We start from the raw sequence: 17,335 nt of genomic DNA on the forward strand, positions 1-17,335 counted from the left end.
GATAAAAATTTGCCGTATTTTAACAAATTTTAGCCAAAAAAGCCAATGTTAATAAGCCTTGATTTGTCTTTGATAAATTCCTTGATATAAAATAATACTCACCATACACAATAGACTGGTTAATATAAAATAAGCCATATCATTATAATAACTAAGCATAAATCCACCCAACATTGGACCTGCTGAATGTCCAAGCTGACTTAAACTCCCTGCACCAAAATAACTGCCCCTAAGTTCTGGTTTTGCCAATTGGTCAATGTTAATATTGATGGTTGGAAATAAAATGGTTTCGCCAACACTTAATATAAAAAAGACAATGCCCCACGCCCATAAATTTTGCCTATCAATCATCATAAAAAGAAATTGGGGAATTAGCATTAGAAAAATGCCAATTTGAGCCCGTCTGCCAATGGCAAAGTTTTCTAATAATTTTAATAAAGGAAATTGCAAAATAACGACCGTTGCACAATTAACCACACCCAATAACACAATCAATTGTACGGCTTTATCGGCAAGCGATAGGGTCATTATTTGTGGTAGTGTGCTATTAAACTGCGAATAGACAATCAATAATAAAAAATTGGCAAGCAATAAATACAAAAACAGCGTATCATTTTTTATAATAGTAATCACATTGGATAAGTCTGGCAATTGTCCTGTTTGTGTATTGTTTGGTGGCGATACCAATTTAAAAATCCAAAGCAGATAAAAGACATAAGCCAAACAAGTGGCAATAAAAAGCCCATTGGGATTTTTTAGTCCAAGCCATAACCCCATCAAGGCTCCAATCGCCCCTGCAACATTGATTAAAAAGTAGCGAATATTTAAGGCAAATTCACGCACCTTTTTATCACTAAGACTATCACTAATGGTTGCTTTGGTACTAACTTCTAAGGCTGGCGAACCAATACCCATCAACGCCATCACAATAAAAAAATGCCAAAAATTATTGGCAAAAATTAAGATTAAAAAACTACTTGCCAATATGAAACAGCCAATCAGCATTAGCAATTTTCTGCCAAATTTATCGGATAAATACCCAACATACAATCCCAAAAAAGAGGATAATCCTGCCGATACACCCAAAATAATACCAACATCAATGGGCGAAATGCCAGCCTTGCCATTTAAAATCGCAATCAAAAACGGCCACGACATAAAGTAGGTGGTTTTTACCAAAAAAGTACCAATGAGCATTGCCCAGATGGTTTGATTAAAATGAGTGAGGACGGATTGGTTCATGAGTGAGATTTTTGCTTGGGGGCTGGCGATTTTTCATTCTATTACATGAATGCTTGAAAATCAATCAAATGATATGATGATTCTTTTGCTCTAAAATTCATCAAAAAAATTCAAAAAAATGCATGACAAGCCATGAAATTTTGGTTAAGATGGTATGCACTGTTATTTTCTAATCAAAACAAGGAGTGTTGTATGAAATTATCCTTTTTGTCAGGTGCGATGGCACTATCATTGGCTGGTGTATTGATGAGTGGTTTGGTGTTTGCCAAAGACAGTCAGACTGATAAGCCTGAACATTCGTCCGCCAAACTTTTAAAGCAAACCAGCACCGAAGAAATCCTAAAAAATGCCCCACAAGATGCTTGGCAGAGCATTCCTCAATCAAAGTTGGTTTATATCACGCTTAGCGATGGTAAGCAGATTATTTTTGAGCTGGCAGATGAGTTTGCTCCTGCTCACGCCCAAAGAATTCGCACCCTTGCCAAGCAAAATTTTTGGGACAATGCGTCTGTTTATCGAGTGCAGGACAATTATGTGGCACAATTTGGCTGGTTTGATTTTGCCAATGATAAAGACGGCAAAGAACTGCCTGACAATGCCAAAGACAAGTTGCCCGTAGAAATCAGTCGTCCTGTGAATCAGGTGAAGTTTGTGGCATTGCCAGACATTGACCCTTATGCAGATAAGACAGGTTTTGTGGGCAATTTTGCTGCCAGCGTCAAAGACGGTCAGGCGTTTGCTTTGCATTGCTATGGGGCGATTGGTGTATCTCGTAATGTGGGCGTGGATAGTGGCACGACTGCTGATTTGTATGCGGTCATCGGTCAGCCTGCTCGTCATCTTGACCGTCAAATTGTGGTGGTGGGCAAGGTGCTACAAGGTATCGAGCATCTAAGCAGCTTAAAGCGTGGCGATGGCGTGATGGGTTTTTATACCGACCCTGCCAAAGATGGTACAGCCATCAAGCACATTCGCACAGGCGATATGCTCCCAAGCAATGAGCAGGTAGATTTTGAGGTGTTACGTTCTGATTCAAGCACTTTTATGCAGCTTATCGAGGCTCGCCGTCATCGCACCAATGAATGGTTTGTTGCACCACTGCCTACTCATATTGACCCTTGCTATTTGTCGCCACAGATGAAAGTTCACAAAAAAGACGAATCAAACTCCTAGTCATCAGATATAAGAAGAACACCAGATGGATTGGCAATGAAATAATTTGCCATTTCGTCTGTGAAAAAAGATGCAAAAATAAATAGCACTTGTTATAATACTGGGGTGTTTTACATCAAATTGTAAAAGCATCATTTTTATTCACTTAGCATATTTTTTAAGGAAAATATCATGGCTATCGAACGCACTTTATCTATCATCAAGCCAGACGCAGTTGGCAAAAACCACATCGGCGACATCATCGCTCGCTTTGAAAAAGCTGGTCTAAAACCAGTTGCTATGAAATACAAGCACCTAACCCAAGCAGAAGCAGAAGGCTTTTATGCAGAGCATAAAGAGCGTGGCTTCTTTGCTGACCTAGTGGCATTCATGACCTCAGGCCCTGTGGTGGTGTCAGTTCTAGAAGGCGAAAATGCTGTATTGGCACATCGTGACATCTTGGGTGCTACCAACCCACAAGAAGCAGCTGCTGGTACGATTCGCGCCGACTTTGCAGTAAGCATCGATGAGAACGCTGCTCACGGCTCTGACAGCACCACTTCTGCTGAGCGTGAAATCGCTTACTTCTTTGGTGCAGATGAGATTTTCCCACGCACTCGTTAATTGGTGCTGGCAAAATTGATTTTTGCATTAAAAAAGCGACTACTGCTCGGTAGTCGCTTTTGTTTTTTTTAACACCATCATAAGGAAGTGTATGATGATTTATCCTGCCAAACTCAAACAAGGCGACCACATTCGTGTGCTTAGCCCATCATCGTCTATCGATAGTATTGGTGGATTTGATGCTAATTTGACTGCCAAAGATAGGCTTGAAAAATTAGGCTTTATGGTGTCTTTTTCAAGCAACTATCATGCTCATGATTTGTTTAATTCTGCCAGCATTGAAGACAGGGTGGCGGATTTGCATGAGGCATTTGCCGACAGCTCAGTCAAGGCGATATTGGCAACCATTGGCGGTTTTAATTGCAATGAGCTGCTGCCCTATCTGGACTATGAGCTTATCAGGCAAAATCCAAAAATCATCTGTGGTTACTCAGACACCACCGCATTGTTGCATGCCATCACGACTAAGGCAGGGGTGGCGACTTATATGGGGGCAAGCTATTCGTCATTTAAAATGAATGAATTACAAGAATATCAGACGATGGCATGGCTTAATGCAATGACTCAAAATCGCTACCAACTGACACCATCGACACAGTGGTCGAGCGATGCGTGGTTTTTGCCCAATGTAGAGCGTCAATTTTACCCAACCAACTGACGTGTATATACAGCAGGGCGTGCGTCTGGGCGAGTGATTGGTGGCAATTTGTGTACTTTTGGGCTACTTAACGGCACACCTTTTGCTCCCAAAGTGGATGAGATGGCTGGCGGTTATGTGCTATTTTTGGAGGCGGCAGAAGGCCATGATAGATACGACATCTTGCGTCAGATGACTGCCGTCTTGCAAAATTATCCAAATCCTAAGGCACTGCTACTGGGTAGATTTCCAAAAGAATGCCAAATCGATGATGAGACCTTGTATTTTATCTTGGATAAATATCCGATATTAAAGCAAATTCCTGTGATGACTGACCTTGATTTTGCTCATACCCAGCCTTTGTTTACGCTAACCATTGGGGCGATGGCACACATTGATACCGATACGATGAGTATTTGGATTGATGAATGTTAGTTTTTTATGACTTTCATACAAAAATTTAGTATAATAAGCCATTTTATTGCTATTTTTGATAATTTGTATGACCAGCGTCCAAAAAATCCCTGTTATCGCCGCTTCTTGCCCAACCGATGATGGCAAGCAAGACCAATTTGCCAATAAAATCAACCTATTAGGAATGTCCAAAGGGCAGTTGGAAACCTTTTTTGAGTCTTTGGGTGAAAAAAAGTTTCGTGCCGTGCAGGTGATGAAATGGATTTATCAGTTTGGCGTAACCGACTTTTATCAGATGAGTAATTTATCCAAAAAATTGCAAGCCATCTTAGATGATAAGGCGTGCGTTGTGCCACCTAAGGTTAAGTTTAAGCAGTTTAGTGAAGATGGCACACGAAAATGGGTCTTTGAAGTCGCTGGTGGTTCGCTGGTTGAAACGGTGCTAATTCCTGCCGAAGATAGCAAAGAATTTGGACGAAAAACCTTGTGTATCAGTTCGCAAGTGGGCTGTGCCTTGGACTGTTCATTTTGTAGTACAGGTAAACAAGGCTTTGAACGAGACTTAACACCTGCTGAGATTATCGGTCAGCTGTGGGTTGCCAATGCTTCCTATAATGAAGGGGTGTCGCCTAATGATTATAAAAATATGGTCACCAATGTGGTGATGATGGGCATGGGCGAGCCACTGTTAAATTATGAGCCTGTCGTTGCCAGTATGAGCCTAATGCTTGATGACAATGCTTATGGACTATCCAAACGCCGTGTTACGCTTTCTACTTCGGGTATTGTGCCAAAAATGTATGATTTGGCAAAAGACATTGATGTGGCGCTTGCCATTAGTCTGCACGCCCCCAATGACGAGCTTCGCAATGAGCTTGTGCCGATTAACAAAAAATATCCATTGGCGGATTTGATAAGAGCTGCCAAGGCCTATGTGTATGATGAAAATCCACGCCACAAAAAGCATATTACCATTGAATATGTCATGCTAAATGGGGTCAATGATACGGACGAACACGCTTATCAATTGGTTCATTTATTAAAAGATTTGCCAAGCAAGATTAACCTAATCCCCTTTAACCCTTTTCCGCACGCTCCTTACCAGCGGTCTAGCAACAATCGTATTCACGCCTTTTCTAATATTTTAAACAATGCAGGCTTTGTTTGTACCGTACGCCAAACAAGAGGCGATGACATTGATGCTGCTTGTGGGCAACTGGTGGGGCAGGTGGCAGATAGAACCAGACGAGCGGCTAAATGGCAACAGAGCGTGGCAAAACGCCAACAAAATCAGCCGTCTTGATTTGCCAAAGTGTGTAAAGGTTGCTAGAATGAGATGGTCTTTTGTTGGTAAAAAAATACTCAGCATCACTCCGGGATTACTGGCGATGAGCTTGATGTGTGCTTGTCAGTCCACATCAAACCAACCCAGACACATCATGACTGATAATCACAGCAATCTGGCTGAAACCTACACCAAGCTGGCTTGGGAATATTTACAAATCGGTCGAATCGATGATGCCAAAAGACAGCTTGATTTAGCAATCAAGGTAAATGCTCGCCACGCACCCGCTCATCGCATTTTGGCACAGGTATATCAGGCAACAGGCGAGCCTAAGCATGCACAGCTTGCCAAAAGCCATTATCAACAAGCACTGTCTTTGGATAATAAGGACATGCAGACACATTATGATTATGGTGTGTATTTGACAGCTTGGCAGGACTATGTGTCGGCACTCACGCATTTTGAGCAGGCGGCAGGCGAGATTGGTTTTGATGGGCGACTGGCAGCGATTGAGAATATTGCCTATATCCGCAATATTTTGTGGGAGCGGCAGCCAACTAAGGCAAATCTGGATTTGGCAGTGCTGGCATTTGACCGAGCGATTAAGGCAGGTAGCTTAAATGCAGACTTATTAAGTCAGGCTTTGTATTTAAATATACAAAAAGATAAATACACTCAAAATAACCCAAATGAATAGCGGCAATAAAAGTAAGATTTGCCATATTGTAATATTGATTGTTGGAAAATAATATGTCCCATCACACCCCCATTACTCGCCGTCCCACTCGTAAAATTATGGTGGGCAATGTCGCCATTGGTGGCGATGCTCCCATTAGCGTGCAGTCAATGACCAATACCGACACTTGCGATGTGGCGGCAACGGTCGCCCAAATACAACGCTGTGTGGACGCAGGGGCGGATTTGATGCGTGTTTCTACCCCCACGATGGACAGTGTACAGGCGTTTGGGCAAATTCGTAAACAGGTCAATATTCCGCTCATTGCTGATATTCATTTTGATTATAAAATCGCTTTGGCGGTGGCAGAGGTTGGGGCGGACTGCTTGCGTATCAATCCAGGCAATATCGGCAATGAGCAAAAAGTCAAAGAGGTCATCGCCTGTGCTAAACATCACGGCTTGCCGATTCGTATTGGGGTCAATGCAGGCTCACTAGAAAAAGATTTACAAAAAAAATATGGCGAGCCGACAGGCGAGGCGATGTTAGAATCCGCCATGCGTCATATTGATATCTTAGACCGCCACGACTTTCACGATTATAAAATTTCGGTCAAGGCATCTAATGTCTTTTTGACAATGGACGCTTATCGGCTCATTTCAGCACAGGTGGATTGCCCACTTCATCTAGGCGTTACCGAAGCTGGCGTGTATCGTACTGGTACGGTAAAAAGTGCGATTGCACTTGGTGGGCTTTTGCTTGAAGGCATTGGCGATACAATGCGGATTTCGCTGGCGGCCCAGCCAGAAGAAGAGATTAAAATTGGCTTTGATATTTTAAAGTCGCTTGGTATTCGCTCTAATGGCGTGAATTTTATTGCTTGCCCGTCTTGTAGCCGTCAAGAGTTTAATGTCATTAAGGTGATGACTGAATTAGAGGCACGATTAGAGGACATTCGTGAGCCGATGGATGTGTCGGTGATTGGCTGTAAAGTCAATGGACCGGGCGAGGCAAAGGAGGCGGATATTGGTGTGGTGGGGGCAAGCCCTAATTCACTGGTGTATAAAAATGGCGATAAAAGTCATCTGATTGACACCAATAAATTGGTGGACGAAATTGAGGCAATGGTACGAGAAAAAGCCAAAGCATTGGCAGAGAAAAGGGCGAATGAGATTTTAAGGGTATCGCAATAAGGGTGGATTTTGTGGAAAATCCATCAAGATGAAGAGCGACAAACACCCATAAGGATAGCGATGTAATGAAATTTACAAAAATGATTGCAATGACCACGATTGCTGGCTTAATGCTACAAGGCTGTGCGACCAGTTATCTAAACAGTAAAACGAGAGGTTCGGTCGAATCAGTTGAGCGTGATAATGTGCGTTATATGCTCAGTTATGTGTCGGCAAACGGTGTGCAAGATTCAAACTATATGGTCATTTTGGGCGATAAATATACTTATGAACTCGATGACAGAAATGCTGGCGGTAGAAAATTACAAGATCTCAATAAAATCGGTCAAGTGCTGGATTTAAAGGCGTTTAAACCCAAACCAATTCGTTTTAAATTGGAAGATTCGTTTGGTGGAAGGATTGTGCCAGTCCATTATGTGTTCTTTGAATTCTCTTATGACAAACAGGGTCAACCATTAAACGCAGGCGAAAAAGAATTTTTGAACCGTTATTGCTACACACATTTGCCCAATCCGTACGGCAATTGCGAAATGAAATTTGAAATGAAAATGTACGCAAAAAGTACGATTCCCAATGCCAAATTACAGCCAGTCAAAGGCAATTATCCAATTGAAATCGTGAGTTATCACGATAATAAAGTTGCACGAACCGCATTAAAACCATTTGCTTTCGTCGCTGATGTGATTACCGCACCGATTCAGCTTGCGGCTGGGGCGTTGTTTATGGGCAGTATTGCAGTTGGTTGTGGTACAGGAGATGGTTGCCAATAATTTGATTTTGGTCTGACCCTTTTGGAATTGTGATGATGAATATGCAAAAAATTGTCTTAGCCTTAGGAATGGTAACGGCTCTGTATGGCTGTTCATCAAACACGCAAAATAGTCCATCAACCCAAGATATGCCAAAAGACGATGTGAATACACAAGCCATTATTAAACAGCGAAATCCTTATTTTTCTTGGGATTTAAAAGCTGGTGGTGCTGAAGATGCACCAGCCTTTTTAGGGCGTGTGGTGATGGAAAATCGCTGTTTATTGATTAAACATGATGATGGTCGATATTCAATTCCTGTATTTCCTGATAGTATCACGAGTTGGAATGAGCAAAAGCAAATTTTAACGGTATATGATGATGAATATCGTCTAGGCGATTATATTTTTAGCAATTATCTGCGTCATGAACCTTATTCAACGCAAAAACAACATCAATTTATCAAACAAGCCGATGCACAATGTTTACAAGAAGGGAGAAATATTGTCTATTTAGGGACGATGTTTAGTAAAAAGCTCGCTGTACCACAAGGCAATTATTTTGCTTATCCATTTGAAGATAAAGGGTTGCCAGAAATTCAACCTGCGAGTATGACTAAATTGGAAAATAAAAACGGCTGTTTGGGATTAAATGATGAGTATTTAATCGTTTTTCCAAGTGGTGTTACGCATTGGGACGATAACAAACAAGCGTTAATCATTCGTGGATATGAATTTAAGGTGGGAGATGTTATTTTTTCAAATGGGTTTGATGAAGTGGTCTATGATGAAAATCAGCCTTTTGAATTTGCACAAATTGCTCAACCTTATTGTCTAAAAGATGGTATGACTTTGCGTGTATTAAGAACGCAAATTAAAAAATTAAGTACCGATGAAATGAAACGCTTTGCTCCATATTTATTGGGTAAATAGTTTGATATACTAAAATGAATGTAATATAGGATTTAAAAATGAGTAAACTTACCGCCATTCGTGGCTTTAATGATATTTTGCCCACCGAAACCGCCAAGTGGCGTGCGGTGGAAACGATTTTAACCCAAGTGCTTGATGGCTACGGATATAGTCAGATTCGCCTACCTCTGGTGGAGGAGACTGAGCTGTTTGCTCGTGGCGTGGGCGAGGCGACCGACATTGTCGAAAAAGAGATGTTTGGCGTGGTGCATGGCAATCAAAATACAGGCAAGGACGAGAGTGAAAAGTCGTTCACACTACGCCCAGAGGGGACAGCAGGGTGCGTGCGTGCGGTCATCGAGCATAATTTGACACGAGGCGATACGCCAAAATTGTGGTATATCGGTCCGATGTTCCGCTACGAACGCCCACAAAAAGGTCGTTATCGTCAGTTCACCCAGCTTGGGGTGGAAAGTTTTGGTAGTGCCTTGCCTGATGCTGATGCCGAGCTGATTGCGATGACAGCTCGTATGTGGCAAGCATTGGGCATTGACCATGAGGTTAAATTGCAACTAAATACTTTGGGTGAGGCACATGAACGCTTGGCATATCGTCAGGCTTTGGTGTCATATCTGATTGCACACAAAGACCAGCTAGATGCCGATAGCCAGCGAAGACTGGATACCAATCCGCTACGAATTTTGGATTCCAAAGATGTCAAGACCCAAGAAATCTTGGCAAATGCACCAAAACTAAATGAATTTTTGGGCGAAGAGACTTTGACGCATTTTCAAACCGTGCAGGATTATTTGACGGCATTGGGCATTTCATTTGAAATCAATGATAAGCTGGTGCGTGGTCTTGATTATTACAATAAAACCGTCTTTGAATGGGTGACTGATAAACTTGGCTCGCAAGCAACCGTGTGTGGCGGTGGTCGTTATGACGGTTTGGTGGGTATTTTAAAGGGCGATGCTGATAAATCCGAACCTGCGGTGGGCTTTGCCATGGGTCTAGAACGCCTCATGTTGTTGATTGAAGCGGTCAATCCAATGCAGGCACAGGCTGAATGCGATGTGTTTGTGGTTGCTCACCCAGAATGCTATTTGCACGGTTTGCAATATGCTGATAAACTGCGTCAGCACCGCCCAACTTTGAGAGTAAAAATGGCATCAGCAGCCAGCCTAAAAGCTCAAATGAAAAAGGCGGATAAATCAGGTGCATCGCATACCATCATCATCGCTCATGATGAGGTGGCAAATCGTGTAGTTACACTAAAAACAATGGCAACAGGCGAGCAGGCAACCGTGCCAGCCGATGATTTTGATAAGATTAGCTAATTATTTGGATAAGATAATGACAACTCAAACCGATAATCAAAACGCAGATAAACAGTCAATGATGGCATTAAAAAAACATGGTAATACCATCTTGACGATTGTATTGGTGGTGCTGGCGGCTTATTTTGGCTGGCAATACTATCAAAATCATTATGCCAAAATTGATACCGTGGCGGCTGATGCTTATACAAACATCAGTAATACCAATGAGCAGTTGATAATGACTGCCCAAAATTCACAGCTGGACGAAGCTGCCAAAAAGAAACTTGTCGATGAAGAAAACAAGCTGTTTGCCCAAATCGATGATTTGGTGGCAAAGCATGGCGATACTACCTATGCGTGGCAAGGGTTGATGATGAAAGCTCGTCATCAGGTGGATAATAATGACCTAAAAGGAGCGATTGCTTCACTTCAAGAAGCCAGCAAGATTGAGCTTGATGATGGCTTGACGGCAATGACTAAGATTCGTCTGGCTCGTGTGATGCTGGCTGATGGCGATACAGAGAGTGCATTTGCAACCGCCAATGAAGCATTGCCACAGGCGTTCGAGGCATCTCGTCAAGAGCTTTTGGGCGATATTTATCTTGCCAAAAACGAAGTGGATAACGCCAAAAAAGCCTATACATCAGCTTGGGAAGCCTTGCGAGCTCGTCAAGAAAACCGTGCAGTGCTTAGCCTAAAATTACAATCTTTGGGCGTGGTCGTTCAGCCGATTGAACCACCTGCTGCTGTGGTGGCGACTGTCAATACTGCCACAACTGATGCAGCACAAGCCACAGATGAGGCAACTAAGCAGCCTGCTGATGGTCAAGCAGATACAAAAACCCCACAAACAAGCAATCAATAATCAGACATTTGCCATTACAATGATGATGTATCATCAACATAAAAAGGATATCGTATGAATAAGCGTTTTGCAATGACCGCATTAGCAGGTGTGCTTGGTGCAATGATGTTGGCAGGTTGTGGCACAAAAGCCATCAAGCCAGATGATAGAAAACCAGCCAAATTGATTCCGATTTCAGCACCGATGACAGTGCTAACCCCTGTGTTTAGCACCAAGTTGGAGCAGGGTGGTTCAATCATTAAGCGTGGTAAGCATCACGGTAAAGATGTGGTGGATTTGCAAATTGCCCCAACTGCTGACGGATTGATTGCAGCCAGTCGTGGCGGTTCGGTTACTCGTTTTGTGGGTAATTCGCCTGCTTGGTCGGTCAATCTAAAACAGCCCATCACCAGTGCTGCCGCTATCGGTGGCGATGAATTGGTGGTTGTGGGTGCTCGTTCAGGCAATATCATTGCTTTGAATGCCAAGACAGGCGAGACGCTTTGGCAAACCGCTTTGCCATCAGCCAGTCTTGCTCCTGCATTGATTACTGGCAATCGAGTGATTGTCTCAACCAACAGCAATGTGGTTTATGGACTTGATGCCAGCAATGGTGCGATTGCTTGGCAGTATTCAATCCAAGCCCCAACAGTCACGGTGCGTGGCATGGCAAAACCTTGGCAATTAGATGCTCGCACGGCATTGGTTGGTGGTGCTGATGGTCGTGTTCACGCTTTGGATATTGCAAGTGGCACCCCTGTTTGGATGGGGCGTGTTGGTCTAGCGTCAGGCACTGGCGATGTGGCAAAACTGCGTGATGTCGATGGCGTACCAACCATGGCAGGCGATATTCTGTATGTAGCAAGCTATGGCGGTCAGTTGATGGGTTTTGACATGAGACAGGGTCAGCCGATTTTTGCCAGCAAACTTGCCAGTACAGGTTCAGTGGCAGCATTGGGTTCTTTGGTGATTGGGGCTAATATTGATGGCGAGGTCATTGGTTTTAACCGTTTGACAGGCGAGCAAGTTTGGCAAAATGACGAACTAAAATTTCGTGGTCTGACCAATGCAGTCACAGTCGGTCAATATGTGGCGATTGGCGATAAAGATGGTGTGATTCATCTGTTTGATGAAACGGGCAAAATCGTTAGTCGCTTGAACACTAAGCAGCCTTTGACCAGTTTGCAAGTGCATCAAAATCGCCTATACGCCCAAAGTACCAATGGCGTGGCGAATGTTTGGCAATTTTAATCAGCCAACCTGACAAAAAATTCCTTTGTCGTTCAATGAATGGCAAAGGATTTGCTGTTTTTTTATTGATTATCCATCTGCCCCAAAAATTTTGAGAGTATTATCATGAGTGTAAAGCCTGTCGTTGCCTTGATTGGTCGTCCCAATGTTGGCAAATCCACTTTATTTAACCAGCTGACCAAGTCCCGACAAGCATTGGTGGCGGATTTGGCTGGTTTGACACGAGATCGTCAATATGGCGATGCTACTTACGAAAATAAGTCTTTCATCGTGGTTGATACAGGTGGTATTGGCGAGATGGACGATGGGCGTGGCAATATTGATGATTATATGGCGACGCAGTCTTATACTGCCATTCATGAAGCGGACATCATTGTTTTTGTGGTTGATGCTCGTGTGGGTATGATTGGGGCGGATAGTGAAATCGCCAAATTTTTGCACACTTTGGGTAAGCCTGTCTATCTGGTGGCAAACAAAATGGACGGTGTGCATGAGGCGGCGTCGGCAGAATTTTTTGCGTTGGGATTTGGCGAACCATTTCCGATGGCAGCAAGTCATGGCAAGGGTGTGAATAATTTACTGGAAGTTTTGACCGACAAGATGTCAGAAGATGACAGCGAGGAGCTGGATAATGATGCCCTAAAACTTGCCATCATTGGCAGACCTAATGTGGGCAAATCAACTTTGGTCAATCGCTTGCTTGGCGAAGAGCGTGTGGTGGTGTTTGATATGCCTGGCACGACAAGGGATAGTATCTACATTCCTTTTGAGCGAGAGGAGCGTCAGTATGTGCTGATTGACACCGCAGGCGTGCGTCGTCGTGGCCGCATTGATGAAAAAGTAGAAAAGTTCTCTGTTGTCAAAACTTTGCAAGCCATCAAAGATGCGAATGTGGTCGTGGTGGTGATTGATGCCAAAGAGGGTATTGTCGATCAGGATTTGCACATGCTTGGCTATGCACTGGACGCAGGTCGTGCCATTGTGGTGGCGATTAACAAATGGGACGGTCTAACCCAAGAACAAAAAGACATTGTCAAGATTGAGATTGACCGTCGTTTTAATTTTGTGCCATGGGTAAAGATTCATCTGATTTCTGCCTTGTATGGCAATGGCGTGGGCAACTTATACCCTTCTATTCATAAGGCGTATGATGCGTCAATGTTTAAAGTTTCTACCAGTCGCCTGACTAGAATCTTAGAAGATGCGGTGGTCAATCACCCACCGCCCATGGTTGGTGGTCGCCGAATCAAACTAAGATATGCTCATCTAGGTGGGCATAATCCACCTGTGATTGTCATCCATGGTAATCAGACGCAAGCACTGCCCAAAAGCTATCAAAGATATTTGGAAAACATTTATCGTGATGTGTTTAAACTTGAAGGTACGCCTTTGCATGTCGAGTTTAAGCAAAATGCCAACCCTTATGAAGGTAAAAAGAATCCAAAAGTCAAAAATAAAGCCAAAGCAATGCGAGATAAAAAACGCATTGCTCAGTTCAAAAAACGAGAGAAAAAGCGTTAAAAGTGGCTTGATGGCTTTTTGGTGATTTTAAGCAAAGCGGCATTTACCATGTCATGGTTGATGTCGTTTTTATTTTGATGAGAAAAAATAATGAGTCTAAAAAATTTATTAAAACAAGCCAAACAATCCCCATCATCACCAAGCGGACGCAATTTGGTTGCATTAAATCCATTGCTAAAAAAGGGCGGTGTGCATGATGCAGATGATACCAAAGCCCGTCATAAAAAATCTCGACAAGCATCAAAATTAACCCTAAAACGCCAAGATTGGGCGTGATGTTGACAGATTTAAATTTTGCATTAAGGTTGGTGTAGCAGGCGTGATGACCGCATTATGGCTGAACGCCTGCTGATGGATTTTGTCGCACCAAACTACGAATGGGCTCAAAACTTCGACGATGTTCTGGCAGAACGCCGTGCGTCAATATCGCCTCCTTGTGCTTGGCAGTGCCATATCCTTTATGGCTGTGCAGTCCATAATCTGGATATTGGTGAGCATAATGCTCCATTTGTCTGTCTCGATGTACCTTTGCCAAAATACTGGCACAAGCAACACTGCTATGTATGGCATCGCCCTTAATGAGTGTGCGAATGTCAAATTGAGCAAATGGTGCCAACAGTGTTGGGCTGGCATCGCCATCAACAAAAATTTTGGTATCAGTCATGCTGGGCTGATGATGAACAAGTAGGGTACTGATGGCAAGACTCATGCCAAGCAAAGTTGCTTGACGAATATTGATGGCGTCAATCACGCTGACAGGCACATCGACCAGTACGGCTGAATGACAATCAGACAAGATGGCATCGTACAGCTTTTCTCGGCGTTTGGCGGTGAGTTTTTTACTGTCATTTAATAAGGCAAACAAACCATCGGATAAGTTAATCTCGTCAAAATACCCTGTCAGTTCATCGGGCATGATGACCGCCCCAATGCTCACATGCCCAAATAATGAGCCACGCCCAACTTCATCAACACCAATGCAAATGGTGCCACTTGGTGGGGTGTTGTGCGTTTGGTGTATGGTGCATTGATTTTGATGATGAGTTAAATCCATCATGAGTGATGACCTGTCATGTTTTGTTGAAAAAATTGCAACACGGTTGCCGCAGGATTATGATGACTGTCTTGACGCAATTTTTGGCAAGTGCTGGCAAGTTTGTCGGTTTGTTTTGTTGGGTTATCCAAAATTGTGTTGATGTGCCAAGCAATATTGTCACCATTGGCTTGCTGTTGAATCAGTTCTGGCACAATCGGCTCGCCAATTTGTTCGTTGGATAGGATATTTGGCAAGCTGACATAAGGGATTTTAATCAATTTTTTGGCAAGCACATAGCTAAGCGTGTTTAGTTTATACACCACCACCATTGGGCGTTCCAGTAGCAGCGTTTCAAGCGTTGCCGTGCCTGACGCTAAGACCACAGCGTCTGATGCGTTCATCGCCTGCTGACTGATTGACAATGTATCAGCACTGCCGTAGATGATGTGGATTTTTGGCAATAGAGTGGGACTTTGTTCATCAATCATCGTTTGTACAAGCTGGGCGTGTTCTTGGCTGACGACAGGCAACACAAAATCAGTCTGCCCATCGTCCAGCTGCTGCATCGCCTGTATTAAAATGGGTAAAATGGCGGTAATTTCAGAGCGACGAGACCCTGCCATCATGCACAACAGCTTGTCTTGAATCTGTGCCAATGTTGGAAAATTATCACGATGTTTACTGATAAATTCTTGACGAATGTGTGGTAAATCCCTACTGTCTTTATGTAGTTTTTCTAATAAATGATGACCGACACACACGGCAGGGTGCTGATGTTTTTGATAGACACTCAATTCAAAAGGAAACAGACAAAGCACCAAATCGCAGGACATCTTGATGTTATGAATGCGGTTTTCTCGCCATGCCCACACTGACGGGCTGACATATTGCACACGAAAGATTCCTTGATTTTGCAAGGCTTTACCAAGTCTAAGATTAAAATCTGGGGCGTCAATACCCACAAAGATATCGATTTTTTGGCGGGCAAATTGTGCTAAAATCTCTTTTTTTGCCCCAAATAAATCAGGCAAATGCTTAATGACTTCCACCAGTCCCATCACTGATAAGCGATTCATGTCAATGATAGAGTGCAGTCCTGCCTGCATCATCTGTGTGCCACCCACGCCCACCCATCGGATATTTGGGTATAGAGCGTTCATTTTGTGCATAAAGTCAGCACCCAAAGCATCGCCTGATACCTCGCCTGCCACAATGCCAATCGTTAGTTGTTTTGCCATGTTATTGACCAAGTTGTTATTTGTTGTCATTGTAAGGTTTTTGACACTAGCTTGCAAATGGCTTTTGTATATTTGGTGCAATCATGATGAAATTGACCCATCAACATGATTGAATAAACATGGGCTGGATTTGGGGCGTGATTTAATCAAGCAAGTTGGTATTTTGACGAGCTGATGGACTGGAATGCACTCGCCATCGAGCGAAACAGTCCAGACTAGCCAATAAAAAGTCCCGCCAGATGGTGGGGTTTTTTATTAAAAGAGACCAAGAATACTGACAATGAGAGCAAAACCGCCAAACACCAAGATGGCAAGTACAACAAGCGTAAAAAAGATGATGACCAGATTGCCAAAAAGTCCAAGAGAACGGTTTTGGCGTGGTTGGTTATTGCATTTTTGTAATTTTCTCATCTCGTCTGCTTCAAACTGTTTGCGAAAAATTTCAGTTTCTTGCATTCGTTTTTGATGTTCTATTCTGTCGGCGTCTAGTTGTCTTTGTAATTTTTCGGTATTTTTTCGAATTTCAGGAAGTTTAGAGATATACGAGTCAATGCTTTCATCAGCTTCGATTGACTGCCAATATTCTTGGCGTTCTCTAACTGTTTTACAATCCGAGAATAATTTTAAATTTGACGACATTTTACGCTCCGGTGAATGTGTTTTTATTTTAAAGGATAGGTATTTAAAATGTCAAATCTTTCATTAAATGTCAGCTTAAAATTAAGTGATGAATTAACTGCCAAGTTAGAAAAAGCCGTACAACCAGCAAAAGAACTGGCTGATAAGTTTTCCGATTTAAAGGAGCAAGCAGAGCAACTTAAAGTACCAAATTTAAATACAAACTCGCTGGATAAATTTCAACATGAAGTTCAGAGTGTGATTGAAAAAACACAAGATTTACATAAAAAAATACACCAATTAGGCACAGTTAAAGAAAAACTTGGCAAGATGAATGATTTGCTGACAAAAAACGGTACGGGAGGGGCAAAACTGTCCGAAGCTCAGAAAAAATCAGTGCCGACATCAAAAAAACCGAAGTCGCTATCGTCGCCCAACAAAGCACACCATCTAGGCATCAATCATGTCCATTGTTTCCACTTACTTTTTGCTGAATTTACGGGATAAAATGTTGTATAGTTGAATGTTTTTTATTTGATTCTGCCATAAAAAAACCGCCCTATTAAGGCGGTATCAAGATTGAAATTAAGACAATAAAAAAGCCAAATATTTTACGCAAAAA

The 17,335-nt window shown here is 42.8% G+C and carries 19 protein-coding genes; 15 read left to right on the forward strand and 4 right to left on the reverse strand.

The annotated features are described in order from the left end of the window. Window positions 1-48 precede the first annotated feature (48 nt). A complete protein-coding gene (locus tag LU297_RS08040; protein ID WP_263076008.1) occupies window positions 49-1,242 on the reverse strand; it encodes an MDR family MFS transporter in 1,194 nt (397 codons plus the stop codon). A 192-nt stretch (window positions 1,243-1,434) separates the two neighbouring features. Between LU297_RS08040 and LU297_RS08045 the strand changes: the two genes are divergently transcribed. From LU297_RS08045 to LU297_RS08110, 14 genes are all read left to right on the forward strand, one after another. Then, the gene (locus tag LU297_RS08045; RefSeq protein ID WP_263076009.1) at window positions 1,435-2,415 is read left to right on the forward strand and encodes a peptidylprolyl isomerase; all 981 of its coding nucleotides are present in this window, start codon (window positions 1,435-1,437) and stop codon (window positions 2,413-2,415) included. A 171-nt stretch (window positions 2,416-2,586) separates the two neighbouring features. After that, window positions 2,587-3,018 (forward strand): nucleoside-diphosphate kinase, encoded by a 432-nt coding sequence (ndk, locus tag LU297_RS08050; RefSeq protein ID WP_263076010.1) that lies wholly within the window; start codon window positions 2,587-2,589, stop codon window positions 3,016-3,018. Between the two features lie 91 nt (window positions 3,019-3,109). Continuing rightward, complete coding sequence (locus LU297_RS08055; RefSeq protein WP_263076011.1) at window positions 3,110-3,676, forward strand: LD-carboxypeptidase; 567 nt, start codon at window positions 3,110-3,112, stop codon at window positions 3,674-3,676. A gap of 33 nt (window positions 3,677-3,709) precedes the next feature. Further along, window positions 3,710-4,090, forward strand: a complete 381-nt coding sequence (locus LU297_RS08060) for a S66 peptidase family protein (protein ID WP_263076012.1) — start codon at window positions 3,710-3,712, stop codon at window positions 4,088-4,090. Window positions 4,091-4,157: 67 nt separating this feature from the next. Further along, window positions 4,158-5,372: a dual-specificity RNA methyltransferase RlmN gene (gene rlmN, locus LU297_RS08065; RefSeq protein ID WP_263076013.1), complete on the forward strand. Its 1,215-nt coding sequence runs from the start codon at window positions 4,158-4,160 to the stop codon at window positions 5,370-5,372. A gap of 28 nt (window positions 5,373-5,400) precedes the next feature. Next, the gene (locus tag LU297_RS08070; protein ID WP_263076014.1) at window positions 5,401-6,051 is read left to right on the forward strand and encodes a hypothetical protein; all 651 of its coding nucleotides are present in this window, start codon (window positions 5,401-5,403) and stop codon (window positions 6,049-6,051) included. A gap of 53 nt (window positions 6,052-6,104) precedes the next feature. Beyond that, a complete protein-coding gene (gene ispG, locus LU297_RS08075) occupies window positions 6,105-7,223 on the forward strand; it encodes a flavodoxin-dependent (E)-4-hydroxy-3-methylbut-2-enyl-diphosphate synthase (RefSeq protein WP_263076015.1) in 1,119 nt (372 codons plus the stop codon). A 65-nt stretch (window positions 7,224-7,288) separates the two neighbouring features. Next, window positions 7,289-7,993 carry a hypothetical protein gene (locus tag LU297_RS08080; RefSeq protein ID WP_263076016.1) on the forward strand — a complete coding sequence of 235 codons (705 nt, stop codon included), beginning with the start codon at window positions 7,289-7,291 and terminating at the stop codon, window positions 7,991-7,993. Between the two features lie 32 nt (window positions 7,994-8,025). Beyond that, window positions 8,026-8,904, forward strand: a complete 879-nt coding sequence (locus tag LU297_RS08085; protein ID WP_263076017.1) for a hypothetical protein — start codon at window positions 8,026-8,028, stop codon at window positions 8,902-8,904. A 38-nt stretch (window positions 8,905-8,942) separates the two neighbouring features. Next, window positions 8,943-10,223 carry a histidine--tRNA ligase gene (gene hisS, locus LU297_RS08090; RefSeq protein WP_263076018.1) on the forward strand — a complete coding sequence of 427 codons (1,281 nt, stop codon included), beginning with the start codon at window positions 8,943-8,945 and terminating at the stop codon, window positions 10,221-10,223. Between the two features lie 16 nt (window positions 10,224-10,239). Continuing rightward, window positions 10,240-11,070 (forward strand): YfgM family protein, encoded by an 831-nt coding sequence (locus LU297_RS08095; RefSeq protein ID WP_263076019.1) that lies wholly within the window; start codon window positions 10,240-10,242, stop codon window positions 11,068-11,070. 54 nt (window positions 11,071-11,124) lie between these two features. Next, window positions 11,125-12,300: an outer membrane protein assembly factor BamB gene (locus LU297_RS08100; protein ID WP_263076020.1), complete on the forward strand. Its 1,176-nt coding sequence runs from the start codon at window positions 11,125-11,127 to the stop codon at window positions 12,298-12,300. 105 nt (window positions 12,301-12,405) lie between these two features. Further along, on the forward strand, window positions 12,406-13,821 hold the full coding sequence (gene der / locus LU297_RS08105; protein ID WP_263076021.1) for a ribosome biogenesis GTPase Der: 1,416 nt from the start codon (window positions 12,406-12,408) through the stop codon (window positions 13,819-13,821). Between the two features lie 90 nt (window positions 13,822-13,911). Then, complete coding sequence (locus LU297_RS08110; RefSeq protein ID WP_263076022.1) at window positions 13,912-14,097, forward strand: hypothetical protein; 186 nt, start codon at window positions 13,912-13,914, stop codon at window positions 14,095-14,097. Window positions 14,098-14,152: 55 nt separating this feature from the next. Here LU297_RS08110 and rnhB read toward each other — a convergent pair whose 3' ends face one another. The 3 genes from rnhB to LU297_RS08125 all read right to left on the reverse strand — a co-directional run bounded on the left by rnhB (window position 14,153) and on the right by LU297_RS08125 (window position 16,734). Next, window positions 14,153-14,878, reverse strand: a complete 726-nt coding sequence (rnhB, locus tag LU297_RS08115; RefSeq protein WP_263076023.1) for a ribonuclease HII — start codon at window positions 14,876-14,878, stop codon at window positions 14,153-14,155. After that, a complete protein-coding gene (gene lpxB / locus LU297_RS08120) occupies window positions 14,875-16,095 on the reverse strand; it encodes a lipid-A-disaccharide synthase (protein WP_263076024.1) in 1,221 nt (406 codons plus the stop codon). Before lpxB ends, rnhB begins: the two co-directional genes overlap by 4 nt. Window positions 16,096-16,350: 255 nt before the next feature. Beyond that, a complete protein-coding gene (locus LU297_RS08125) occupies window positions 16,351-16,734 on the reverse strand; it encodes a hypothetical protein (RefSeq protein ID WP_263076025.1) in 384 nt (127 codons plus the stop codon). A gap of 48 nt (window positions 16,735-16,782) precedes the next feature. On the opposite strand from LU297_RS08125, the gene LU297_RS08130 reads away from it, so the two are divergent. Continuing rightward, a complete protein-coding gene (locus LU297_RS08130) occupies window positions 16,783-17,220 on the forward strand; it encodes a hypothetical protein (RefSeq protein ID WP_263076026.1) in 438 nt (145 codons plus the stop codon). The last annotated feature ends 115 nt before the right edge of the window (window positions 17,221-17,335 follow it).

The sequence above is a fragment of the Moraxella nasicaprae genome, assembly GCF_025643275.1.
Lineage (GTDB): Bacteria > Pseudomonadota > Gammaproteobacteria > Pseudomonadales > Moraxellaceae > Moraxella > Moraxella nasicaprae.